22 protein-coding genes and 1 pseudogene are annotated in these 23319 nt (G+C 63.5%); 8 read left to right on the top strand and 15 right to left on the bottom strand.

All coding sequences use genetic code 11. The features are described from left to right. Window positions 1-730: pseudogene (locus EOA38_RS05175) on the bottom strand (hypothetical protein); the annotation flags it as partial. A gap of 240 nt (window positions 731-970) precedes the next feature. Further along, a complete protein-coding gene (locus EOA38_RS05170; protein ID WP_127298654.1) occupies window positions 971-1669 on the bottom strand; it encodes a TetR/AcrR family transcriptional regulator in 699 nt (232 codons plus the stop codon). Between the two features lie 137 nt (window positions 1670-1806). Here EOA38_RS05170 and EOA38_RS05165 point away from each other — a divergent pair, with 137 nt between their 5' ends. Next, entirely contained in the window at window positions 1807-2991 is a 1185-nt protein-coding gene (locus tag EOA38_RS05165) for an HlyD family secretion protein (RefSeq protein WP_127298653.1), read from the top strand. 149 nt (window positions 2992-3140) lie between these two features. Beyond that, window positions 3141-4715, top strand: a complete 1575-nt coding sequence (locus EOA38_RS05160) for a DHA2 family efflux MFS transporter permease subunit (RefSeq protein ID WP_245480766.1) — start codon at window positions 3141-3143, stop codon at window positions 4713-4715. A gap of 97 nt (window positions 4716-4812) precedes the next feature. Here EOA38_RS05160 and msrB read toward each other — a convergent pair whose 3' ends face one another. The 4 genes from msrB to EOA38_RS05140 form a co-directional block, all read right to left on the bottom strand. Then, on the bottom strand, window positions 4813-5316 hold the full coding sequence (gene msrB / locus EOA38_RS05155) for a peptide-methionine (R)-S-oxide reductase MsrB (protein WP_127298651.1): 504 nt from the start codon (window positions 5314-5316) through the stop codon (window positions 4813-4815). A gap of 196 nt (window positions 5317-5512) precedes the next feature. Further along, window positions 5513-6070 carry a fasciclin domain-containing protein gene (locus tag EOA38_RS05150; protein WP_126090907.1) on the bottom strand — a complete coding sequence of 186 codons (558 nt, stop codon included), beginning with the start codon at window positions 6068-6070 and terminating at the stop codon, window positions 5513-5515. Window positions 6071-6275: 205 nt separating this feature from the next. Beyond that, the gene (locus EOA38_RS05145; RefSeq protein WP_127298650.1) at window positions 6276-6995 is read right to left on the bottom strand and encodes an anti-sigma factor; all 720 of its coding nucleotides are present in this window, start codon (window positions 6993-6995) and stop codon (window positions 6276-6278) included. Further along, on the bottom strand, window positions 6992-7531 hold the full coding sequence (locus EOA38_RS05140; RefSeq protein WP_127298649.1) for a sigma-70 family RNA polymerase sigma factor: 540 nt from the start codon (window positions 7529-7531) through the stop codon (window positions 6992-6994). Before EOA38_RS05140 ends, EOA38_RS05145 begins: the two co-directional genes overlap by 4 nt. A 178-nt stretch (window positions 7532-7709) precedes the next feature. Here EOA38_RS05140 and EOA38_RS05135 point away from each other — a divergent pair, with 178 nt between their 5' ends. Next, window positions 7710-9206, top strand: a complete 1497-nt coding sequence (locus EOA38_RS05135; protein WP_127298648.1) for an amidase — start codon at window positions 7710-7712, stop codon at window positions 9204-9206. A gap of 297 nt (window positions 9207-9503) precedes the next feature. Next, window positions 9504-10397, top strand: a complete 894-nt coding sequence (gene argB / locus EOA38_RS05130; RefSeq protein WP_127298647.1) for an acetylglutamate kinase — start codon at window positions 9504-9506, stop codon at window positions 10395-10397. Window positions 10398-10402: 5 nt separating this feature from the next. On the opposite strand, the gene bchE is transcribed toward argB, so the two are convergent. After that, on the bottom strand, window positions 10403-11971 hold the full coding sequence (bchE, locus tag EOA38_RS05125) for a magnesium-protoporphyrin IX monomethyl ester anaerobic oxidative cyclase (protein WP_127298646.1): 1569 nt from the start codon (window positions 11969-11971) through the stop codon (window positions 10403-10405). 424 nt (window positions 11972-12395) lie between these two features. Between bchE and EOA38_RS05120 the strand changes: the two genes are divergently transcribed. Further along, window positions 12396-13457, top strand: coding sequence for a class I SAM-dependent methyltransferase (locus EOA38_RS05120; protein WP_127298645.1), 1062 nt, complete (start codon window positions 12396-12398; stop codon window positions 13455-13457). Between the two features lie 216 nt (window positions 13458-13673). On the opposite strand, the gene EOA38_RS05115 is transcribed toward EOA38_RS05120, so the two are convergent. Further along, window positions 13674-15653, bottom strand: coding sequence for an EAL domain-containing protein (locus EOA38_RS05115; RefSeq protein WP_127298644.1), 1980 nt, complete (start codon window positions 15651-15653; stop codon window positions 13674-13676). A gap of 380 nt (window positions 15654-16033) precedes the next feature. Continuing rightward, entirely contained in the window at window positions 16034-16510 is a 477-nt protein-coding gene (locus tag EOA38_RS05110) for an Lrp/AsnC family transcriptional regulator (protein WP_126090915.1), read from the bottom strand. Between the two features lie 137 nt (window positions 16511-16647). Here EOA38_RS05110 and phhA point away from each other — a divergent pair, with 137 nt between their 5' ends. Next, complete coding sequence (phhA, locus tag EOA38_RS05105) at window positions 16648-17481, top strand: phenylalanine 4-monooxygenase (RefSeq protein ID WP_126090916.1); 834 nt, start codon at window positions 16648-16650, stop codon at window positions 17479-17481. A 153-nt stretch (window positions 17482-17634) separates the two neighbouring features. Here the strand turns inward: phhA and EOA38_RS05100 are convergent, their stop codons facing one another. Then, window positions 17635-18126 (bottom strand): MarR family transcriptional regulator, encoded by a 492-nt coding sequence (locus EOA38_RS05100; RefSeq protein ID WP_126090917.1) that lies wholly within the window; start codon window positions 18124-18126, stop codon window positions 17635-17637. Between the two features lie 95 nt (window positions 18127-18221). Between EOA38_RS05100 and EOA38_RS38975 the strand changes: the two genes are divergently transcribed. After that, window positions 18222-18389, top strand: coding sequence for a hypothetical protein (locus tag EOA38_RS38975; RefSeq protein ID WP_189350438.1), 168 nt, complete (start codon window positions 18222-18224; stop codon window positions 18387-18389). Window positions 18390-18472: 83 nt separating this feature from the next. On the opposite strand, the gene EOA38_RS05095 is transcribed toward EOA38_RS38975, so the two are convergent. From EOA38_RS05095 to EOA38_RS05090, 3 genes are all read right to left on the bottom strand, one after another. After that, window positions 18473-19912, bottom strand: coding sequence for a GMC family oxidoreductase (locus EOA38_RS05095; protein WP_127298643.1), 1440 nt, complete (start codon window positions 19910-19912; stop codon window positions 18473-18475). Then, a complete protein-coding gene (locus EOA38_RS38970; RefSeq protein WP_189434497.1) occupies window positions 19909-20082 on the bottom strand; it encodes a hypothetical protein in 174 nt (57 codons plus the stop codon). Before EOA38_RS38970 ends, EOA38_RS05095 begins: the two co-directional genes overlap by 4 nt. A gap of 270 nt (window positions 20083-20352) precedes the next feature. After that, the gene (locus EOA38_RS05090; protein ID WP_127298642.1) at window positions 20353-21114 is read right to left on the bottom strand and encodes a GGDEF domain-containing protein; all 762 of its coding nucleotides are present in this window, start codon (window positions 21112-21114) and stop codon (window positions 20353-20355) included. A gap of 150 nt (window positions 21115-21264) precedes the next feature. Between EOA38_RS05090 and EOA38_RS05085 the strand changes: the two genes are divergently transcribed. Then, window positions 21265-21972 carry a pyrimidine 5'-nucleotidase gene (locus EOA38_RS05085; RefSeq protein WP_126090920.1) on the top strand — a complete coding sequence of 236 codons (708 nt, stop codon included), beginning with the start codon at window positions 21265-21267 and terminating at the stop codon, window positions 21970-21972. A 60-nt stretch (window positions 21973-22032) separates the two neighbouring features. Here the strand turns inward: EOA38_RS05085 and EOA38_RS05080 are convergent, their stop codons facing one another. Next, a complete protein-coding gene (locus EOA38_RS05080; protein ID WP_127298641.1) occupies window positions 22033-22542 on the bottom strand; it encodes a hypothetical protein in 510 nt (169 codons plus the stop codon). Further along, window positions 22542-22994 (bottom strand): hypothetical protein, encoded by a 453-nt coding sequence (locus EOA38_RS05075; protein ID WP_126090922.1) that lies wholly within the window; start codon window positions 22992-22994, stop codon window positions 22542-22544. The genes EOA38_RS05080 and EOA38_RS05075 overlap by 1 nt, the downstream gene beginning before the upstream one ends. Window positions 22995-23319: the final 325 nt, after the last annotated feature.

The following is a 23319-nucleotide window of genomic DNA, read 5'->3' as shown; positions in this document are numbered from 1 at the left end:
CTCTCCCCGAAGCAGGATTTTCGGCCGGCCCGTTCGAGCGCCATTCGATGACGCGATAGAACGATATTGCCTCGCCCATGGAAGCGGCGCGGGATGGGTTCGGCTGCGCTGCCGGAGGACGCGCGGGAGTGGCGGGGGGCCGCGGCGATTCGTTCAGGCGCGCCCGCGCCAGGCGCTCGGCGAGCAAGGGCATGCTGAACTCGAAAAACGCATCATCGGAAAGATAGGACCAGCGAAATTTCGGCGGCTGCGGCTTTTGCGCGGGAGTGGCGACCGCCCGCTGCGGCGCGGCGATGGCTTGCGGCTGCCGGGCCGGAGCAGTGGAGGCCGCGGCGGGAATTGCCCGGGCCGGATTGGCGACCTGTGGCGCCGGTGGCGCGGAGCGGATGAAATCGCCGCCGGAAGCCACCACCTTGGCCGGCGCTTCGTCATCCGGCTGCGGCGCGGGCCGCTTGTCGGAATCCGGCGTGCGGGTGAACCGGACATTGGGCGCGAGGAAGAAATATCGCTGCCAGGCCGGATGGCCGAACTCGCCGCCGCCAGCCGGATCGAGCGGGACGGTGTTCGATTCGCCGTCAGCAGGGGCTCGCAGCGCGACGACCTGCCCCATTTGCTTCTGCGGCGCTGCAGCCGGGCCATGGTCCCGCGCGTCCTCCGGACGGCTGTGATCGTCGTTGCCATAGGCGGAAGCGCCGGACGGATTGGCACGGGAAAAACGCATGGATGTCATACTCGAGACTCGTCGAACAAAGCTGTCCCGAGACATAGGAACTGATGGTTAACAAGACCTTCCGACTGGCCGCGCTAAGGGAGGCTGATCGACGGTCAAGTTGGAAGGGCGCCGCGTTCCTTCACACCCCCCTCTGTCCTGCCAGCGTTTCGGATTCGCGCTGCAGCGCCGTCCTTCTGTGAGGGCAGTATCCTGGGATCTGCGCCGCGCCGGCCCAGGATGACGAACTGAAAGGATCGGTCAGGCCGGTTCCGACACCTGCTCCTCGGCGGTTAGCGTCGCGGTGCCGTAGGCCTTCAGGAAGACGTTCACGCCAGAGCGGACGACATGGTCGATCTCGGCCTGGGTCGGCGCCTTGGTACGGTAAGAGAAGATGCACTGGCGAAACAGGCCGGCAAGGCAAAGGTCGGTAAGCTGATAGGCGGCGAGTTCAACATCCTCGATCTTCAACAGACCGCGCTCGACGGCGGCGTTGAGGAAGACGGCGACCTTGTCGTGGCCGCGCTTGGGGCCGCGCTCGTAAAAGCGCGCGCCAAGCTCGGGAATCCGGTCGGACGCGCCGATCACCGTGCGCTGCGCCTGGATGACCTTGGCCGAGGTGATCTTCATGACGAGCACCTTGCCGAACTTCACCAGCGTCTCGCGCAGGTCGTCGGCGTGGTCGAGGACGTCATACATATTCTTGAAGATGGTGCCGCGCTCTTCCTCAATTAGCGCCTCGAAGAGCTCTTCCTTATTGGCGAAGTAGACGTAGATCGTGCCCTTGGAGACGCCGGCCTCGCGTGTGATGTCGTTCATCGAGGCGGCCTCAAAGCCCTTGTCGATGAAGACGCGGCGCGCGCCTTCGATGATCTGAGCCCGCTTGATTGGATCCTGCCCCGCCGCCGGACGGCCCTTGCGCAGGTCGAGCAGATCGCTATCGGCTGTCGTTTCGACCATTAAAGTCACACCTCACGAAATATTTCGAACCAGACGGTTCGATTTGCTCTTGATATGGGCCTCTTTCCGCGCTATGTCAATCAGCAATTCGAACCGAACGGTTCAGTCTGACTGACTTATATCCCAGAGAGATTATCATGTCCTCGAACGCGCCCGCCACTGCCGAAGTCCGCAATTTTCCCAACGCCAAGGTCCAGCCGTCGATCGAAGCGCCAGAAGTGCCCGTACAGCCCGCTCCTCCCGCGCCGGTCGAAGCGCCGGCCAAGAAGAAGCGCTCTCTCCGCTCGATGCTGTTGCCGATCATCGGGCTTGGCCTGCTCGGCGCCGGTTCCTGGTATGGATATAACTATTGGGCCGATGGCCGGTTCATGATCTCCACCGACGACGCTTATGTCCAGGCCGACATGTCGTTCATGTCGCCGAAAATCTCGGGATATGTGGATAAGGTCCTGGTGAGCGAGAACCAAAAGGTCAAGGCCGGCGATCCGCTGTTCGTCATCGACGACGGCGACTACAAAATAGCCGTTGCCCAGGCCGAGGCGCAGATCGCGACGCTTGCGAAGACGCTCGACCGCATCGACGCCCAGACCAAGGCGGCCCAGGCCTCGCTTGCGCAGGCCCAGGCGCAGAAGATCGCCGACCAGGCCGCCGCGGACAACGCGGCACGCGCCCAGGATCGCGCGGCGCAGCTGCTCAAGACCCATGTCGGCACGCAGGCGCAGCTCGACGACGCCCAGACGGCGCTCGACCAGGCCAAGGCGGCGCTTGCCGGCGCCGATGCCCAGATCACCGCGGCCCAGGCCAATATCGGCGTGCTCGAAGCCCAGCGCGCGGAATCCGCCAGCACGCTAGCCTCGCTGCAGCTCACCCGGGACAAGGCGCAGCGCGACCTTTCCTTCACCGTGCTCAAGGCGCCCTATGACGGCGTCGTCGGCAACCGCTCGGTCGAGCAGGGCGACCTCGTCAGCCCCGGCCAGAAGCTCGCCGTCGTGGTGCCGATGGACAAGCTCTACATCGTCGGCAACTTCAAGGAGACGCAGCTTGGCCGGCTGGTGCCCGGCGAGAAGGTCCGCATCACGGTCGACGCCATCGACGGCCAGAGCTTCGAGGGCACGGTTTCGTCGTTGGCGCCGGCCTCCGGCGCGGTGTTCTCGCTGTTGCCGCCGGAAAACGCCACCGGCAACTTCACCAAGGTCGTCCAGCGCGTGCCCGTGCGCATTGATGTGCCGGCTGACGTGCTGAAGACCGGCAAGCTGCGCGCCGGCCTGAGCGTCATCGTCGCCGCCGACAGCCGCACCGCGCCTGCCGCGACGTCCAACTGAGCAGTTTGGGGGGCGGCTCAGTGGCCATCGAGCGCTGAGCCGCCCCGCCTGCCAGGTATTTGTTTTGGCGCGGTTCCGAACGGAAGACTGTTCCTGGAATTGCCGTAGGAGGCCATGACATGGCAACCGCAACCATCACCGCAGGATCGATGCCGGCACGGCCGGTGGCCACTGCCCCCGCCGACCATATGCCGGCGCGCCGCGTCATCGCCTTCCTGGCGATGGTGTTCGGCATGTTCATGGCGATCCTCGACATCCAGATCGTCTCGGCATCGCTGGCCGAGATCCAGGCCGGCCTCAGCGCCAGCTCCGACGAGATTCCGTGGGTGCAGACCGCCTATCTGATCGCCGAAGTGGTGATGATCCCCCTGTCGGGCTTCCTCAGCCGGATGCTGTCGACCAGGGTGCTGTTCACCATCGCCGCCGCCGGCTTCACCGCGGCCAGCGCGCTCGCCGCGACCGCGACCAACATCGACCAGATGATCGTCTACCGCGCCATCCAGGGTTTCATCGGCGGCGGCATGATCCCGAGTGTGTTCGCGGCCGCCTTCACCATCTTCCCGCCGTCGCGGCGCGCCGTCGTCTCGCCGATGATCGGCCTGGTGGCGACGCTGGCGCCGACCATCGGCCCGACGGTCGGCGGCTATATCAGCCACGCCATGTCCTGGCACTGGCTGTTCCTGATCAATGTGGTGCCCGGCATTTTGGTGGCGACGGCGGCCTGGTCGCTGATCGACTTCGACAAGCCGAACCTCAAGCTGTTCTCAAAGTTCGACTGGTGGGGCCTTATCGGCATGGCCGCCTTCCTCGGCTGCATGGAATATGTGCTGGAGGAAGGCCCTAACCATGACTGGCTGCAGGAACAGGCCGTCTTCATCTGCGCCATCATCATGACCATCGGCGGCGTGATCTTCTTCTGGCGCGTCTTCACCGCCGAGGAGCCGATCGTCGACCTCAGGGCCTTCAGCAACATCAACTTCGCCTTCGGCTCGCTGTTCTCCTTCGTCGTCGGCATCGGCCTCTACGGGCTCACCTATCTCTATCCGGTGTTCCTGGGGCGCATCCGCGGCTACGATTCGATGATGATCGGCGAGGCGCTGTTCGTCAGCGGCCTGGCGATGTTCTTCACCGCGCCCGTTGCCGGCATCCTGTCGAACAAGATCGATCTCAGGCTGATGATGATGATCGGCTTCTTCGGCTTCGCCACCGGCACCTGGTGGATGACGCACCTCACCGCCGACTGGGATTTTTATGAATTGCTCGTCCCGCAGATCCTGCGCGGCTGCTCGATGATGCTGTGCATGGTGCCGATCAACAACATCGCGCTCGGCACTTTGCCGCCGGAGCGCCTGAAGAACGCGTCGGGCCTGTTCAACCTGACCCGCAACCTCGGCGGCGCGGTCGGCCTGGCGATCATCAACACGGTGCTGATCGACCGCAACGCCTTCCACTATGCAAGGCTCTCCGAGCATGTCGAGTGGGGCAGCCAGGCAGCCCAGACCAAGCTGCAGAACATGACGCTGAACTTCGAGCAGACCGCCGGCCTCGACGCCACCAGCGCCGCAATCTCGAAGCTGTCGGGCATGGTGCATCAGCAGGCGGCGCTGCTGTCCTTCATGGACGTCTTCTTCATGCTGACGGCGCTGTTCGCCACGCTCGGGCTGTTCGTGCTGTTCATCAACAAGCCGGCCGACCAAAGCGGCGGTGGCGGCGGAGGCCATTGAGGAAGCCGGAACCCCCGCCTGGCGTCCTCATGTGTGACCCCGGAAACCGGCGACGGTTTCCGGGGTCGTTTCTTTTTGTGAGATCGAAAATGCTACCTCAGGCGGCGGCCGGCTTGAAGCTCAGCGCCACGCCGTTGATGCAGTGGCGCAGGCCGGTGGGCGGCGGGCCGTCGTCGAAGACATGGCCGAGATGGCCGCCGCAGCGCCGGCAATGCACCTCGGTGCGGGTCATGCCGAGCGAGCGGTCCTCGGTCTTGCCGATGGCGTTGGGGATCTCCTGCCAGAAGCTCGGCCAGCCGGTGCCGGAATCGAACTTGGTTTCCGACGGATAGACCGGCAGGTCGCAGCCGGCGCAGGCGAATACGCCCTTGCGGTGTTCGTTGAGCAGCGGGCTGGTACCCGGATATTCGGTGCCTTGCTTGCGCAGCACGTCGAAGGCGGCGTCCGAAAGAATGGCGTGCCATTCAGCATCGGTCTTGATGACCTCGAAAGTCTCGGCGGCCAGAGCAGGCTTGGCGCCGCCCATGCGCAACGCCGCTCCGGTTCCGATGACGAGGGCAGTGGCGGCGGCGCCGCTCCAGAGAAAGTCGCGACGGTTCATGGCCTTTCCTCCTGACGTCTTGTTGCAAACTATGGCGCCGCCGGAAAATCAAAAGCCGGTGACGGTCCGCGCGCCGCTTCACATCGACCCAAGCCCTGGCGATGCGGAGCGGCGCTTGACGGCGACACGGATTGTGGAAGGGAGAACCGTGCGGCCGGCGGGGACACACCTCACTTCGCCGGCCGCACGCGCTTTGTTACATCTTCGGCAAGAGAACCTTGTCGATGACGTGGATGACGCCGTTCGACTGGCGCACGTCCGCAATGGTGACATGGGCGACGTTGCCGTTCTCGTCGGTCACCGTGACCTTGCCCTTTTCCGATTTCAGCGTCAGCGCGCAGCCGCCGACGGTCTTGACCTCATGCGCGCCGCCATCGGCCTTGGCCATCTTGGCGACGTCGGCGGCCATCGCCTTGGCGGCGATGACATGGCAGGTGAGGATCTTGGTCAGCTTGTCCTTGTTCTCCGGCTTGAGCAGCGTCTCGACCGTGCCGGCCGGGAGCGCAGCGAATGCTTCGTTAGTCGGCGCGAAGACGGTGAACGGACCGGGGGTCTGCAGGGTGTCGACGAGGCCGGCGGCCTTGACGGCGGCGACCAGCGTGGTGTGGTCCTTCGAATTGACGGCATTCTCGATGATGTTCTTCTTGGCATACATCGGCGCGCCGCCGACCATCGGGTTGGCGGCATAGGCAACGGCGCCGAGCGCGGAAAGGCCGATCGACGAGGCAAGCAAAAGGGTGGCGAGTTTACGCATGATATCAGTCTCCTCGGGTTGTTTTTCCCGTTGTTGGGAACGCGAGGAGGTACGATGCATCAAAAACTTAGTTTCGCGAGCCTCGAAGATTTTTTATTCGCCGATCTGAGTTCGTATGTTCCGTACCTCGACGCATAAAAACGCTCCCACCGACACATGCCAGGCAGATAGACTTCAATTAACTTTTGAAATTACCGGAAAGTGATCAGATGCCCTTCAAGTCACCCGCAGCGACGACGGGGCCGGTCGGCTGGCCGGTCGGCGAACCGCCGGTGGGCTCGAGACTGACGGCGAGCACGGCGCCCTGCGCCAGCTTCTGCTGGATGGCGGGCGTGACGGCCATGCGCGCGCTCTGACCGGCCGGGATGACGCCCATCGAGACCGGCGCGTTCTTGCCCTCGATCATCCACAGCTCGAAGTCCTTGCCGGCGCCGCGTTCGCCGGAGACCAGCGACAGGCCGACCTCGTGGCGCGCCGCGTCATAGACGGCGAGATATTTGACGTTGCTGTTGTCGGCGGCGAGCGAGGCGACCAGCCTGGTCTCGGGGGGCGGCAATGACGGATTGACGAAAGGCAGGGCGACAAAGACGGCCAAAGCGGCAAGCGCGGCGGCGGCAAGCCCGCGCCAGAAGGCGAGGCTCCCCAGCAGGCCGGCGCTGGGAGCGGATGTGGCGGCCGAGGAGGCAAAGAGCCGGCGGTCGATCGCCGCCTTGACCGAAGCCGGAGGCTCGACCGCGGCATAGGCGGCCGCCATCGGCGCGAAGTGGACCTCCCAGGCATCGACCAGGCGGGCAAACGCCGTCTCGGCGTCGATGCGGCGCGAAGCGATCTGGCGTTCGTCGGCCGCCAGAACGCCGAGAACGTATTCGGCGGCGAGCAGGTCGTCGCCTCCGCGTTCCGGTCCGTTGTCTTGCGCCAGCGTCATCTTTCCAGGCATTCTCTCAGTTTGAGCAGGCTTCGCCGCAGCCAAGTCCGCATCGTGTTCAGCGGAACCTTGTGGCGTTCCGCCAGCTCGGCATAGCTTTCGCCGTTGAGATAGGCGCCCCGAACCGCCGCGGCCCGGTCTTTCTCCAATTCATCGAGGCAATGGTGGATGCGTTCGGTCTCGCCGCCCGCGACGGCCATGGCCTCAGGTCCCGGCGTCGGATCGGCGACGTCGAGGGCTGCGTCGATGTTGGCGGAAGGACTGCGACGCGCCCTGATGCGATCGATCGCATGGTTGCGCGCAATGGCCACCAGCCAGGAAATCGGGCTCAGATCGGAAACCGCGAAACGGTCCGCCTTCGTCCAGATCTTGACGAAGACCTCCTGCAGCGCTTCTTCCGCATCTCCCCTGTCCCTCAATACACGAAGACAGACGCCGAAAAGTTTCCCGCTGGTCTGCCTGTAGAGCAGATCGAACGCAGCCCGGTCCTTCATCGAAGTCCGGACGATCAGCTTGCTGATGTCCTGAGGCCCCATGCAGGCAAATTAGAAGATTGCGATTTATTTGCAACGGGGCGCCGCGGTGTTGTCCACCACGGGCTTCCGTCACGTCAGCACCTGAAGTCATCTTCACGAATAGGAGGTCAACGAAACAAATCCCGATTTCGATTTGCAGGCTCATGCGCTAGCCTTTGGCAAAAGAGGGGTGCGGCGAATGTCGATTGAACGCGTGCTTTGGGAAGAGGATGCAACCGGACTTGCCGAGCTCGTGCATAAGGGGGAACTCTCGCCGCAGGAGCTGGTCGACGCGGCGATCGCGCGCGCCGAGGCGACAAGGCCCGACATCAATGCCATAGCGACGCCGCTCTATGACGCGGCCAGGGCGCGGGCCAAGACAATCGACCGCACATTGCCGCTCGCCGGCGTGCCTTTCGCGCTGAAGGATCTCGGCATCGGCATCAAGGGCGTGCCGATCCATGGCGGCAGCCGCATCCCGGCCTTCACGGCGGACTACAACTCGGTGATGGTCGAGCGCTATCTCAACGCCGGCTTGATCCCGATCGCCACCAGCACCTCGCCCGAGCATGGGCTGCGGCTGATGACGGAATCGGCCCGCTTCGGTATCACCCGCAACCCTTGGAATAACGGCCACACCACCGGCGGCTCGTCGGGCGGATCGGCGGCGCTGGTCGCGGCAGGCGTGGTGCCGGCGGCGCATGCTTCCGACGGCGGCGGCTCGATCCGCGTGCCTTCGGCCTGCAGCGGCCTGGTCGGCCTGAAGACCTCGCGCGGCCGCGTGCCGCTGACGCCGCTCACCAGCGAAAGCTGGTACGGCATGGTCGTCGACCACGCCGTCAGCCGCTCGGTGCGCGACACGGCGCTTCTGCTCGACCTGACCCATGGCGCCGATCCGCTGTCGCCGTATGCCGCGCGGGAGCCGAAGGGCTCGTTTGCCGCCGCCGCGGCGCGCGATCCCGGCAAGCTCAGCCTCGCCATCTACCGCAAGTCGCCGCTCGCCCTGCCGATCTCGGTCGAGACGATTGCCGCGCTGGATACGGCTGTGGCGCTGGCGCGCGAGGGTGGACACACAGTGGAAGAGATCGACCTGCCCTATATCGGCCGCGACTTCATGGCCGATTTCTGCAAGAGCGTTGCTTCGGCGGTTGCAGGCATGATGCGGGCCGAGGCGCTGCGTGTCGGCCGATCCGTCACCGGCGACGTCGAGCGGGCGACGCGCGTGCTCGGCCGCCTCGGTGAAATGCTGTCCGCGGGCGAAGTCTATGACGCGGTGCAGCGGCTCAACGCCACCGCGCGGCGGATGATCCAAGAGACCGCGCGCTTCGATGCCGTGCTGATGCCGATCATCGCGCATCCGCCGCTCGCCTGCGGCGCGATGGATCCGAAGGGCGCCGACGAGCTCATCGAAAACCTGCTCGACAAATTGCATCTCACCGGGCTGCTCAGGATCAAATCAATTTTCGGCCAGCTTATGGACAAGAGCCTGTGGTTCACCCACTGGCCGGCGATCCACAATGTCAGCGGCCAGCCGTCGATCGCGCTGCCGGTGCATGTCACGGCGGGCGGCCTGCCGCTCGGCATCCAGGCCGCGGGGCGGCCCGGCGACGAAGAAACGCTTTTGTCGCTGGCGGCACAGATGGAGAAGATTTCGGGATGGCTCGGGCGGCGCGCGCTGCTCAAGGCGCCGGCTTAAATCGCATAGGGCGCTCCCCCTCTCCGTCTCGGCTTCGCCGAACCACCTCTCCCCCACTTTGTGGGGGCGAGGAAGCGCAAATCTTCGAGGTCGCGGCCTTGGAAAGCTTGGGTTCCTCGCCCCCACAAAGTGGGGGAGAGGTGGCCGCGAAGCGGACGGAGAGGGGGCTAGCGCTGCCATATGTGGTTACATGGCTTCGACCGCGCATGATTTCGTCATTGTGAGCGCAAAGCCGTTTGCGGCCTGCGGCAATTCCCGCTAAGACGCGGCCATTCACGCCAAGCCGGGATCATATCGATGACGGACATCGCCGCCACCGCCGAAATGCAGGCCGCGCTGCTTTCCAGAGCGCTGCCCTATATGCAGCGCTACGAGAACAAGACGGTGGTGGTGAAGTATGGCGGCCATGCCATGGGCGACACCGAGCTCGGCAAGGCCTTTGCCCGCGACATCGCGTTGCTCAAACAGTCCGGTGTCAATCCGATCGTCGTTCACGGCGGCGGACCGCAGATCGGCGCGATGCTCAACAAGATGGGCATCGAATCCAAATTCGAGGGCGGCCTGCGCGTCACCGACCAGAAGACGGTCGAAATCGTCGAGATGGTGCTGGCCGGCTCGATCAACAAGGAGATCGTGGCGCTGATCAACGCCGAAGGCGAATGGGCGATCGGGCTCTGCGGCAAGGACGGCAACATGGTGTTCGCCGAAAAGGCGCGCAAGACCATGATCGACCCGGACTCCAACATCGAGCGGGTGCTGGATCTCGGTTTCGTCGGCGAGCCGGTCGAGGTCGACCGCACCCTGCTCGATCTGCTGGCCCGTTCCGAGATGATCCCGGTGCTGGCGCCGGTGGCGCCCGGCCGCGACGGCCATACCTACAACATCAACGCCGACACTTTCGCGGGCGCTATCGCGGGTGCGTGCCGCGCCTCGCGCCTCTTGTTCCTCACCGACGTGCCCGGCGTGCTCGACAAGAACAAGAAGCTGATCGACGAATTGACGGTTGCCGAGGCCAGGGCGCTGATCAAGGACGGCACCGTGTCGGGGGGCATGATCCCGAAGGTCGAGACCTGCATCGAGGCGATCGAGCGCGGCGTCGAGGGCGTCGTCATCCTCAACGGCAAGACGCCGCATTCGGTGCTGCTCGAGCTCTTCACCGAGCACGGCGCCGGCACGCTGATCGTGCCGTAGTAGGCTCAGCCGGCTAACTTGTCTGGCTGCTGCATCCGCCTGCCCTCGATCAGAGGCGCGGCCGGCTTGCGCATCGCGTGCCGGAAAATCATCGACTCCTCTTCGGCGTCCTGCGGCGCGCCCCAGAATTCGGCAAGCGTTGGGCCGTCGGTCACGCGGCGGTCGCGGACTAGAAAACCCCAGACTTCGCGAAACCAGACACGCCGCCCCATCTTCGTATACCAGCGCATCGAATGCCGCTGCTCGGGATCGGGGTGGAAGAGAATGCGCGCCAGCGCCTTCGGCCGCGACTGCACGGCGAGCTCGATCAGCTTGACGGCGAAGAACAGCATCCAGGGCTTCAGCCGGGTCATATGCAGGACCTGGTGCTTGTAATCCCAGAGGCGGACATCGCGCTGTATCACCTTGCGATCCTTGGCGATGCGGAAGAACGGCGTCCAGCGATGCGGCGTCACATAAAGCGCCTGGATCTGGTCCGGGTCATAGGCGATGAGCTGACGGAAGCCGCGCCATAAATCGCGAAACCCTTCGTCCTCGAAGCCGGCGACCCAGGTCGCCATCGACAGGATGCCGTGCCGGCGAAGGAGCCTGATCGCCTCGCGGTCGGACTTGGTGCTGCCGCCCTTGCGGATCAGCGACAGCGTCTCCTCGTCGGTGTTCTCCATGCCGAGCAGCCAGCGGATGACGCCGGCCTTGCGGTAGAGATGCAGAATATCGGCATCGCGCACGATATCGTCGGCGCGCGTCGAGCCGACGATCAGCACTGGCACGTCTTCCGCGATCATGGCGTCGAGAAAGGCGCGCCAGGCTCTCTTGGAGGACGTGGGGTTCTCATCAGCGAGGTTGATCAGCTCGACGCCGTGCTCGCGGTGCAGCCAGGCGATCTCCCTGGCGAAGCGAACCGGATCGCGATGTCGCCAGCGGGTCCAGAAGCCGCGCTGGCCGCAATAGTTGCACAGATGCGGGCAGCCGCGCGAGAACTGCATGACCACGGCCCGCTTGCCGCCCCAATAGCTGTAGCGGCTGAAATCGATCAGCTCCCAGCCGACACGACAGGCGTCGAGATCGGCGATCGCCACGGCCGGCGGCGTAGCGAAAGGACGGCCGAGATCGTCGCGATAGGCGATGCCGGCGACGCTTCGCACCGGCCGGCGCAATTCCAGCGCCTCGACCAGCGCCGCCGCGGTCGCCTCGCCCTCGCCGCGCACGATGAAGTCGAAGACATCCGTTGCGGCCAGCACGTCGCGCCAATGATAGGTCGGGAAGACGCCGCCATAGACGATCACGATGCCGGGCGCGCGGGCCTTGATCATCTCGGCGATCCGCAGCGCTGTCGGATGCGCCGAGGTCGAACCGGAATGGCCGATGAGGACGAGTTCCGGACCGCCGCTCAAGGCGTCATCGACGAGCACGGCAAGCGGCATCGGTCCGAACTCGGCGTCGACCAGGCGCACGCCATGGCCGGCATCGAGCAACGGACCGCCGATCGCCAGCAACCCGAGCGGCGGCAGATGATCGTCGGGCACGCGGCTGCCGATGGCCGTATGCGGCGGATTGATCAGCACGATGTTCATGGCGGACCTCATTGCTGTTGGTCCACCGGTCGTACTTTCGGATGTCGAAGCCGCCTTGGCGCGGTTCAGCAGTTTCGATGCAGCTTTCCCACAGATTTGACGGGCGCGCCCTTAAAGCGCGTCGCGCTGAAGCGGAGCCAGGCGACGCGCTTTAAGTCTTTGATTTGATGCATGTCGTTCTCCCAAAACCGCTGCGCACTTTTGGGCGACATGCATTGACGTCGCGCATGCCGGGAAACCGCGTCAGCGCCTGACGAGGGTGCGCCGATGTCGCACGCGTCCCGGCTTGATCGCGCTGTGGCTTCCGGCGGTTCAAATCTTCTGAATACCGCACTTTAGACTCATCTAATACAGATCGTCCTAAACTTTTATTAAAACTCTAAGCATCTATAATTGTCGGTGGGGAACCACAAGGAATGCCCATATGGCGCTGAATCCAGACCTGAAAATTGACGAACAAAGTCTCATCACATCAACGTTGATCAAGAAGCACAAGGCGGCGTCCGCGGAGAGGGTCGACGCCGTCGAGCTCAAGGCGCGGACGGCCCAACTCGCCCTCGTGTTGGACCTCGCCCACCAGGCTTTCGCGCGCCAGGAGCCGGCGGGGCAAATCGTCGAACGACTGGCCGGTCGATTGCATGAATTGCGCCGCGAGGTCGCTCCCGCTCTGTGGCAGGAACTGATCCCGCTGGCTCAGCAGCACCGCGTGGCGACATATCTGAAACAGGATCCGTTCACGCGCTGGTCCTTCGAAAAGCCGCGCGGCTATTCGGGCGACGCGACGCTGCTGGACATCTATTACAAGCATCCGAGCGCTAACGAGATCGTCGCATCCTCGAGCGAACTCGGCCGCGAAATCTTTGCCTATACGAGCGAGGCGGCGAGTTCGGTGGCCGGGCGCGAACGTCGCGAGATACTGGCCAGAACGGTCGACGAAACGGCTGCGCGGGTGGAAAACGCGGTGGTGCTGGCAATCGCCTGCGGCCATTTGCGGGAAGCTGAACTCTCAAGAGCGCTCGCCGAAAAAAGACTGAAGCGCTGGATCGGTCTCGACCAGGACCCGATCAGCGTCGGCACCGTGAATCGCGATCTCGCGGGTACGGTGGTGGAAGCTGTGGACGGGTCGGTGCGCGGTCTTTTGCGGCGGGCCTACCCGCTTGGCACGTTCGATCTCGTCTATGCGTCCGGCCTGTACGACTACCTGCCGCTCCCTGTCGGTGCACGCCTGCTTCAGAGAGCCATGGAACTGGTCAAGCCGGACGGCGAATTCCTCTTTGCCAATTTCAGCGACGAGATCACGACCGACGGCTATATGGAGACTTTCATGGACTGGCCGCTCATCCTGCGTTCGGCCAGCGATATGTGGGACATTATCAATGCCGCGGTGGACAAGAATCACGTTGATGCCGAGGTCTACTACGGATCGAACAGGAACATCGTTTACGGCAAGATCCGCAAGCGCGGGGATCTCGGGGCGCCGGCATAGGCGATAGATCCGCTTCGATTTTCGGGCCGGGCCGTTCAGCGGTCCGGCTTTTTTATGGGTCGCGTGGCGCCCCGCGCCCCGTTAGCGCCGCGCCGCATTTCCCGGAATTGCCCTAAAGCGTGTCGCGCTGAAGCGGAGCCAGGCGACGCGCTTTAGGTCTTTGTTTTGATGCATGTCGTTCTCCCAAAACCGCTGCACACTTTTGGGCGACATGCATTAGGCGACGAGTCCCAGTCTGGCCCGCTTGATCTCCTCGATCGGAACGGGACGCCCGGTGAGAAAGCCCTGGACCGACTGAATGCCCATGTGCTGCAGCAGATTCTGCTGCTCCTTCGTCTCGACGCCCTCGACCAGCACCGTGTGGCCGAGATTGCGCAGAAGCCTGACCATGTCCTGCAGCAGGCTCAGGCCGCGAACCGTCTGGCAGTCGTGCAGGAAACTCCGATCGACCTTCACGACGTCGAACTTGAAACGGCGGAGCCAGGCCAGGCCCGCAAATCCGGTCCCGAAATCATCCAGCCAGATTTGGACACCAAGGGCTCGAAGCTGCTCGATACTTCTGGCGGCCTGCGCTTCCAGAGAAATGTCGCTGCCCTCGGTGACCTCGAGCGCCAGTTTCTGAGGCGCCATGCCATGCCGGCCGAGGATCTCGGTGATGTGCAGCGAGAAATTTGGAGCCTTGAGCTGAACGACCGATACGTTGGCGGACACGACCGCCCCCAATCCATGCTCGACCATGTCGCCACAGGCCCGATCGATCAGCCACAGCCCAAGTTCCTCGATCCCGCCGGTCTGCTCGGCGACGGGTATGAATACGGACGGGCTGATCGCGCTGCCGTCGAAGTCGCGCAGCCGCATCAGCGATTCATGGCCGAGCACCTGGCCGGAGACCGCGTCGCAGATCGGCTGATAAACGACTGAAACAAGTCCCTCCGAAACCGCATGCTTGAGGAGCTCCGAAAGGTTCTGGCTGGCTCGCTTCTGGTCGGTGGCCTGCGCATCATAGATGGTGAGCGTCGCGCGACCCGAGAACTTGGACGCATAAAGCGCACGGTCGGCCTCCTGCAGCAGGATCCGCAGCTCTACGCTTTGATCGGCGCGCGTCAACGAGGCGCCCGCGCTGATCGTGACGATATCGAGTTTGTCGTCCCGATCGGGATGCGAGATCTTCAAATCCTCTACCGCCTGGCAGAATTGATGCGTCACCTCGCGCAGATGATCCCGTCCGGCAACCTTGCAGAGCACGACGAATTCCTCGCCGCCGTAGCGTCCTGCGATGGCATGGTTGGAGGCCGCCGTTTCATCGAAGGCGCGGGCGAGTTCGATGAGGCAGTCATCGCCGGCCTGATGGCCGAGCCGGTCGTTGTAGCGTTTGAAATAGTCCACATCCATGAGAATGACGCCGATTTCGTCGGTGTCCGTGGCCCACTCCTTGCAGAGTTCCGAGAATTCCCGCGTGATCGCCCTGCGGTTCTTGAGGCCGGTAAGCGGATCCGTATCCGCGATCTCGATAAGCTTCTGACCATTCTCGATGGCGACCTGTTCCTGGATTTGCGCCTGAAGCGCATGCAGGAAGGTCTGGTAGCGCTCCATGCTGAGGCGCCACGAGAGATAGAGGGACAAAACAAGGCAATTGGCAAAATAGGTCGCAAGCACCAAGCGCGTGCCAAAGTCGGCTTGCAGCACGAACAGCGTGGCGCCCGCGAAGGCGACCGTCACGGTCGCGGACGAGATCGCCGAAAGCCATAGCCGGAAATTGAAGAAAAGGTTCGCGCCTAGAATGAATACCGTGCCGAAGATTATGAAATGGGACAGCTCCGCCTGATGCGCCGTCCCGAGCGCCGACAGCAGCCAACCGATGGCGCCTGTTACGATCGCCAGGGCGGCGGCGTAGTGCAGCGTAGTGATGGCAAAACCGCGCCGGGCAACGAGTTCGACAAGCACAAGGAAGGTCAACCCCAACGACAGGCGCGTCAGGATCAGACGGTCCGCGACGTCCGGGAAAAGAAACAGGTCGAAGGCACCGTAGCAGATGTAGCTCAACACGGCCGCCGCTATGCCCCAGCGGACGACCTTGCGGTTTTGGTCCGCGTTTTTTTGCAGGAGCATCGCAAAAAGCGTTGGATCGGCCGATTTCCACGAGGGGCGTGAAATCGCTTCCGTGACCCTCCGCGCCACATCCTCCGTCAATTGCATGCATCGCTCCTTGGCGATCATCCTCCGCGTGAGCGGTTCGAGCAAGCGAAGTCCGTCAAGTCCTCGCGTAAGGACGATGGCCAGCCTGATCCATTATAAGACACTAATGTTGCTAACCGGCGGTAAACGGACTGCTCGACCTCCTCGCCGCTGCGGCTCAGCAAGCACCCATACAACAGGCCGAGGGGGCCGAACAATGCACGACAAGACATTTCCCCGATTCACGATGTCAATCGTGCGCAAAGGCGATGCTCTCGCAAATCTCGAGGCTTGCTCTTTTTAGACACGGCAAAGCCTTAATTCGTTCAATATTTAATAGAATGCGCCGATCTAACTTGGGGCCTATTCTTTTCGGGCCCATTTGCACTGGGAAGCGCGCTCTAACGCCGCAGATGCGCGAGCGGCACGTGGCCAGGTCCCTTGATGTTCTGCAGCACCAGCTGGGTGTGGACGTCGCGCACGCCGGGAAGCCGCATGAGCCGGTGCATGACGAAGGCATTGAGGTCGTCCACCGACGGCACCATCACATGCAGCAGGAAATCGTGCTCGCCGGTCATCGTCCAGCAGGACGAGACCTCGTCCATGCGCTGCACGGCGGCGATGAAACTTTCCGGCGAGCCGTCGGCGTGGCTGGTGAGCCGGACCTGGATGAACACCTCGACCGTCAGGCCGACGGCGCGGCGGCTGAGCACCGCGGCAAAGCCCTTGATGATGCCGGCGCCTTGCAACGCCTCGAAGCGGCGCGCGCAGGGCGTGGTCGACAGGCCGATCTCCTGCGCCAGCTCCGAAACCGGCTTGCGCCCATCGCGCTGCAGGATATCCAGCATCTTTATCTCGAATTCATCGAACTGAGGCATATCTTCTCGATTCCTCATTGGATCGAGTGTTTCTACCTCGAAACCGCCAATCAGACCATCAACAAAGCTGAATTGCCTCATCGTCCGCCGTTATATTTCCGGCACAATCCACGGATCATGATCTCGAGGAGGAAGAAATGACGATCAGCGTTGCCGACTATGCCCGCGACTGCGCGGCACAGGGCCTTCGCGGCGATTATTCGGTGTGCCGCGCCGATTTCACCGTGGCTCAAGGGTACAATTATTCGGCGGAGGAGCAGGCGGTGTGGCGCACGCTTTGCGATCGCCAGACGAAGCTGACGCAGAGGCTGGCGCACCGTTCCTATCTCGACGGCGTCGCGGCCCTCGGCCTGCTCGACAAAATTCCGGATTTCGGCGCGGTCAGCGCGACGCTGCGCAAGCTGACCGGCTGGGAGATCGTAGCGGTGCCCGGCCTGATCCCCGCCGGCCCGTTCTTCGATCATCTCGCCAGCCGTCGCTTCCCCGTCACCAACTGGCTGCGCACCCGCAAGGAGCTCGACTACATCGTCGAGCCGGACATGTTCCACGACTTCTTCGGCCATGTGCCGATCCTGACGCAGCCGGTGTTTGCCGATTTCATGCAGATGTATGGCGAGAAGGCCGAGGACATGATTGCGCTCGGCGGTGACGAGATGATCACCCGGCTCTACTGGTACAGCGCCGAATACGGCCTCATCCAGGAAGCCGGCCAGCCGCTGAAGGCTTTCGGCGCCGGGCTGATGTCGTCCTTCACCGAGCTGCAGTTCGCAGTCGAGAGCAAGGAAGCCCACCACGTGCCGTTCGACCTCGAGAAGGTGATGCGCACCGGTTACGAGATCGACAAGTTCCAGCGCGCCTATTTCGTGCTGCCGTCCTTCGATGCGTTGCGCGATGCCTTCGCCGGCGGCGATCTCGCCGGTATCGTCGCGCGGTTCAAGGGCCAGCCGGCGCTCGATCCGGCGACGGTTTAGGCATCGAATAAAAGCGCGGCGCCTCTATCCGTTTCGACGCGGCGTGATTCGAGGTCCGGCTTTCGCCCAGCTGGAGTCAGAGCGGTTCGGTCGCCGACAGGCGGTTGAACCGCTCTGGGTTTTCCGGAAAAGCGTTTCTTCGTCGTTCCCGCATCAGCCAGCCTCAACCGGCTCGGCCTTGAGCCTTGCCAGTTGCTCGCTCTGCAGATCGAGTGCCGCATTGATGAAGCGCAGCACGGTCGCCAGCTCGGCGTCGCTGAAGCTCGCCACCACCTTCTCGCCCTCCCGCGCGATAGCGCCGTAGTAGCGTTCCGACAGCTCTCTGGTCAGTTCGGTCGCCTCGATCACCACCTTGCGCCTGTCCTCCAGGCTGCGTGTCCGGGTGACGAGCCCGCGCGCCTCCAGCCGGTCGATCAATGCCGTGACGGCGGCCGGGGTCAATCCGGTTGCGGCTGCCACGGCGCCCGCCGATTGTGGCCCGGCATAGAGCAGGCCCAGGCAATGCCGCTCGGCCGCGATCAGCCCGAGTCGCGCCCCCACCGCCTCGTCATAGGCCTGCGTCGCGTCCTGCCAGCGCATGACGGCGAGGCTGATGGCCTTCGTCATGTCGTCGCGATTCGTGCTTGACGAATTTATTTCGATCATCTAACTATCAATCTGCCTAACATTCAAACTATCGTATCAATATGCGACGTCACCCTTTGCGAGGCAAGGGCAAAGTCGCCGACAAGGAGTGAACAATGAGCCTGATTCAACAGCGCACCCCCCTCTCGAACGAGGAAGAGTACAGATACGCCAAGCTGGCGATGGAATGGTACGGCTGGGGCTCGCCCATCGGCCTCGGCATTCTGCTGGTGGCACTTGCCGCCGCGGCCGTGCTGGTGCGCATCGCCGTGTACGGGCTGTAGCTCTCGATCGAACTTCCCAAAGGCGCGCCAGGGCGACGCCAGTTGCCACTCCAGGCGCCGGCGCCGCCTGCCCTTTCGGGAGATCAGACCGTGATCACCTTGCTGAGGTGATCGCCCAGCCGGCAGGCAAGCGCGGTGATGGTGGTCGTCGGATTGCACTGACCGGAGGTGCAGAACACCGAGGAGCCGCCGACATAGAGATTGTCCATGCCGTGCACCTTGCAGTTGGCGTCGACGACGCTCTTCAAGACGTCGGTGCCCATGCGGGTGCCGCCCATATGGTGGTGACCGGCCGTCTCCTCATTCGTCGGGTAGTCGCCGCCATTGCCGATCCAGTCGGCGATGCGGACGCGACCAAGATTCTTCTGCGCCATCGTGGTGCCGAAGAGCCTCAAACCTTCGAGCAGCGTGCGGCGCTCCAGCGGCGACTTCTTCCAATGCAATTCGACGCGCGGCACGCCGGCGTGGTCGACATCGGCCTTCGACAGCTCGATCCGGTTCGAAGCTAGCGGCGCCTGTTCCCAGGCGACGTAGAGCTGGGCCGCGCAACGCAGCCTTTGCTCAAGCTGGTCGGACATCCATTCCGCCATGCTGGGCGCTGTGCAGGCAAGGTCGGCGATCAGCCGCTTGACATGCGGGTAAGGCGTCTCGATCAGGCGGATGCCGAAATTCAGGATCTGCAGCCGCTCCATCGCGGCAAGCGTCGGCGAGAAGAAGGCTTCGTTCGAGGCGTCGACCTCGAACTCGCCGTAGTCGGCGAGGATGGCGTTGCCGCCCTCGAAGGTCGGGTGCTCCATCCAGTAGCGGCCGAGCGCGTTGGCATTGGGGACCACGCCGCCATTCGAACGCCGGTTCGACCAGAGCAGCAGCCTGGAGTTCTCCAGCCCGCCGGTGCAGGTGATGAAGTAGTCCGCCGAGAAGGTGCCGGCGTCCTGGCCGTTCGACCACAATCTGACGCCGGTGACGCGCCTGCCGTCGCCGGCGAGTTCGGTCGCATAGGTGTTGAGCACGACGGCGATGTTCCTGCTCCGGTCGAGCTCGTCGGCGAACTTCTCTGCGAAGCGCACGGCCGGGCTCTTGATCAGCTGCACCCAGCGGATGTCGTCCGAAATCGGCACATCCGGCCGGAAATCGGGCAGTTCGAGAATATCGTGAACTTCCCGCAGATAGGGCTCGATGTCGGCGCGGCTGATCGGCCAGCCGGTATCCGGCGCCCAGGCCTTGGGCTCGAAATCCTGTTTGTCGAGCACGCGGCACCAGCCGGCCCAGTGGTTGGAGGAGCCGCCCATGAAGCGCAGCCTGGTGATGTCGAGATCGAAATAGAAATCGCCAACCGTGGTGCCGCGATAGAAATCCTGCGACTCGTCGCTGAATTCGCGCGAGCCGGCCTCCAGAATGACCACCGGGATGCCTGCGCCGCCCAGTTTCCTGGCGACCGTGGTGCCGGCGGGGCCGGAGCCGAGGATGCAGACCTTTGGCTTGAAGCCCGCCTGCCTATAGGCCTCGTAGCTGTCGAAGATCATGCGAGATCGCTCCGCCTCAGGATCCAGCCATTGACCTCGATGATCTCGTCGGGGTCGATCTCGTCAGGAGCGGGGACGGCGGGCCGGTTGCGGAACAGCGACATTGCGGGCAGCGCGATCAGCGCCTGCAAGATCGCGCGGCGCGACATCTTCTTTATGAAATGGCTCATGACGCGCCTTTCGATGGGGGCTCGATCCACGCATGCCGTTCCCTTACGGCACACATGCCGCCGGAGAAGCCAATTCCGTGCCTAGTGTAGATGAAAACCCCGTTACAACCGCGCAATCGCCGCGGTTGAATTTGAAAAGCGTTAGCAACCTGCTAACGCGCGTCGCGATCTTTCAGATCGCTCCGTGCGCTTCAGACTTTTGATCTCAACCATGTCTCCCGAAACCGGTTCCACTTTCGGGAGACATGCTTTAACGCCCAGCCAAAGGTCTCAGGCCGCCTCCGAGATGTCGCGATCGAGAATGGACAGGTTGCGGCCGCGGTGCTTTGCCTCATACAACCTGCGGTCGGCGGCGCGCATCAGCTCCGAGACGGTGGCGCTCTCGCCGCAGGTGATGCCGCCGATCGAGACGGTCAACGGCACGGTCCGCTCGTCGACGGGGCGGAAACGGATCAGTTCGACCTCGCGGCGGATGCGCTCGGCGACATGCCTCGCTTCCGGCTCGGTGGCGCCGACCAGGAAGGCAGCGAACTCCTCGCCGCCGATACGCCCGAGCAAGTCGCCGCTGCGCACACCGCGCTCGATGGCGGCAGCGATCAGAAGCAGCGCATCGTCGCCGGTCAGGTGACCGTAATTGTCGTTGATGGTCTTGAAATGATCGGCGTCGATGATCAGCAGCGCGCCGCGATCGGCCTTGCGCCGGGACCCGTCGAGCGCGGCGAAGAAGGTCTCGCGGTTGAGCATGCCGGTCATGTCGTCGCGGCTCGCCTTCTCCGAAAGGCGCCTGTGAGCGGCGGCGAGCTGGGCATGGGCGCGGGCAAGGTCGCGATGCGCGTTCTTCAGCCGGTCGGTTTGCCAGAAGGTGCCGGCGCTGGCGATCCAGGCAAGCATCAAAGGGCAAACCGTGGCCGTCAGCCAGACGGTGCGGCTGATCGTAAAGCCCATTGCCGGGACCACAACCAGCGTCAACAGAAGCGAGACGGCGACCGATGCGAACGCAACGGCTGCGGACTTCAAAATTATGCGACTCATCGTTGACTCCCGACGGACTGCCTCTGTGCCAGCAAGCACTGAAGGCGACCTTTCCGGGACGGTTAAAATTTGAAGCGAGAGGCTATTTTCACCACGCGCGACGCGCAGAAGTTGTGGATAAAGCCAGCGACCGCATGCCATAAGGAGGCCATGACAACGACACCCGACCCCGCCCGTTTTGCCCATGTCACGGATTGGGTGTTCGACCTCGACAACACGCTCTATCCGCATCATTCGAATCTGTTCGCGCAGATCGACGTGAAGATGACCGCCTATGTCGGCGAGTTGCTGACCCTGTCGCGCGAGGAAGCGCGCAAGCTGCAGAAGGAGCTCTACCAGGAGTATGGCACGACGCTGAGCGGACTGATGGCGCGCTACGGCATCGATCCCGACGACTTTCTCGAGAAGGTGCACGACATCGACTATTCCTGGCTGGTGCCCGATCCGGTGCTCGGCGCGGCGATCCGGCAGCTGCCCGGCCGCAAATTCATCTTTACCAATGGCGACCGCAGGCATGCCGAGCGCGCCGCGCGCCAGCTCGGCATATTGGACCATTTCGACGACATCTTCGACATCGTCGCGGCGGGCTTGAATCCCAAGCCGGCGCGCCAGACCTACGAGAGGTTCGCCGAGCTGCATTCCGTCACCGGGCACAATGCAGTGATGTTCGAGGACCTGGCGCGCAACCTCTCGGTGCCGAAATTACTCGGCATGACGACCGTGCTGGTCGTGCCGCGCAATTTCGAGCCGACATTCTCCGAGATCTGGGAGCGCGACCCGGCGAACGAGGACGATGTGGATTTCGTCACCGACGACCTCGCCGGCTTCCTGACGGCAATCGTCGAAGTCACGGCCTGAAGCCAACCCCAGCTTGCCGGCGCAGCGCAGCCGCACTTCGCCGGCAAGCTTTGGCAGTGACTAGTCGAAGTCCGGGATCGTGCCGGGCGGCAGCCCCAGTTCACCGTTCAGGTTTTTCAGGAACCGGCACCATTCAGGCGCGTCCCGGCGCTTCCCGTTGCCGTTGCCGTCGGACGAAAATCCGTTGCCGAAGCCGCCGCCGCAATTGGCGTTGCCATTGAAGCTGCCCGCGTTGCCATTGCCGTTGAAGCTGCCGGCATTGCCGTTGCCGTTGAAATTGCCGGTGTTGCCATTGCCATTGAAGCTGCCGCGATTGCCGTTGCCGTTGAAGTTGCCGGCGCTGCCGCGGCCGCTCGAGGCATCGGCGATGTCCGCGCCGGCGCCCAGACCGGCGACCGTGATATCGCCGCGGCCGATGGAAAGGTCGGCTATCCTGACCATCGTCGAAGCGTCGGCGACCACGACCGCGGCAAGCAGCGTGCAAACCGCGATGCGGCTTCCGTCAAACAGCCGCGCCGTCGCGTGGCGAATACGATGGCGGACGCAAGCAGATGGTCTGAGTTCGGCCATCAGCGGTTTCCCCGGCCGTTGAAATTGCCGTTGAAGGCGCCGGCATTGCCGTTGCCGTTGAACGAGCCGCCGTTGAAGTTGCCGTTGAAGGCGCCGACATTGGCGTTGCCGTCATATTCGCCGGTATTGCCGTTGCCGTTGAAGGCCCCGATGTTGTGGTTGCCGCTCGTCTGCGAGGTGTTGTCGTTTCCGTTGAAAGCGCCGACGTTGCCGGTCCCGCTGTTGAAGGCGCCGACGTTGCCGCTGCCGGTGTTCTTGTAGCCGACGTTGCCGCCCAGGCTGCTCAGCGGATCCATGTTCCTGACGTTCGAGCCGATGTACTGACCGTATTGACCGGCGGTTTGCGCGATCCGCGACATGCCGAAGGCCTGGCTGCCCGTCGTGGTGTCGGCCTTCACCGCGGTTGCACTCAACAGCCCCAGGCAAAGCGCCGGTATGACACACCGTTTCATCTGCGAACTCCTTCCATGGCTTGCGTGAAAAGGGTCTCTCGAAAAGGGACTCTCTATCTGGAAAAGGACTGGGACCGCCGGCGACATGTCGCGATAGCCTTGCGCGGGGGGGACGGCGCGTGGCTCGGCGATCCCAGAAGCGTCAGCGTCCTTCAACGCTGGCGATTGGCGGCGGCGCTAGTGGTTGCCGTTACCGTTTCCGTTGCCGTTGCCGGCGCCCCAGTTGCCGTTGCCGTTGGCATTGCCGTTGCCGAGGCCCCAGTTGCCGTTGCCGTTCAGGTTGCCGTTGCCGAGGCCGAAGTTCCCGTTGCCGTTGCCATTGCCG

This window comes from Mesorhizobium sp. M1E.F.Ca.ET.041.01.1.1, assembly GCF_003997355.1.
GTDB lineage: Bacteria > Pseudomonadota > Alphaproteobacteria > Rhizobiales > Rhizobiaceae > Mesorhizobium.
This window is presented reverse-complemented; position numbering and strand designations above follow the sequence as displayed.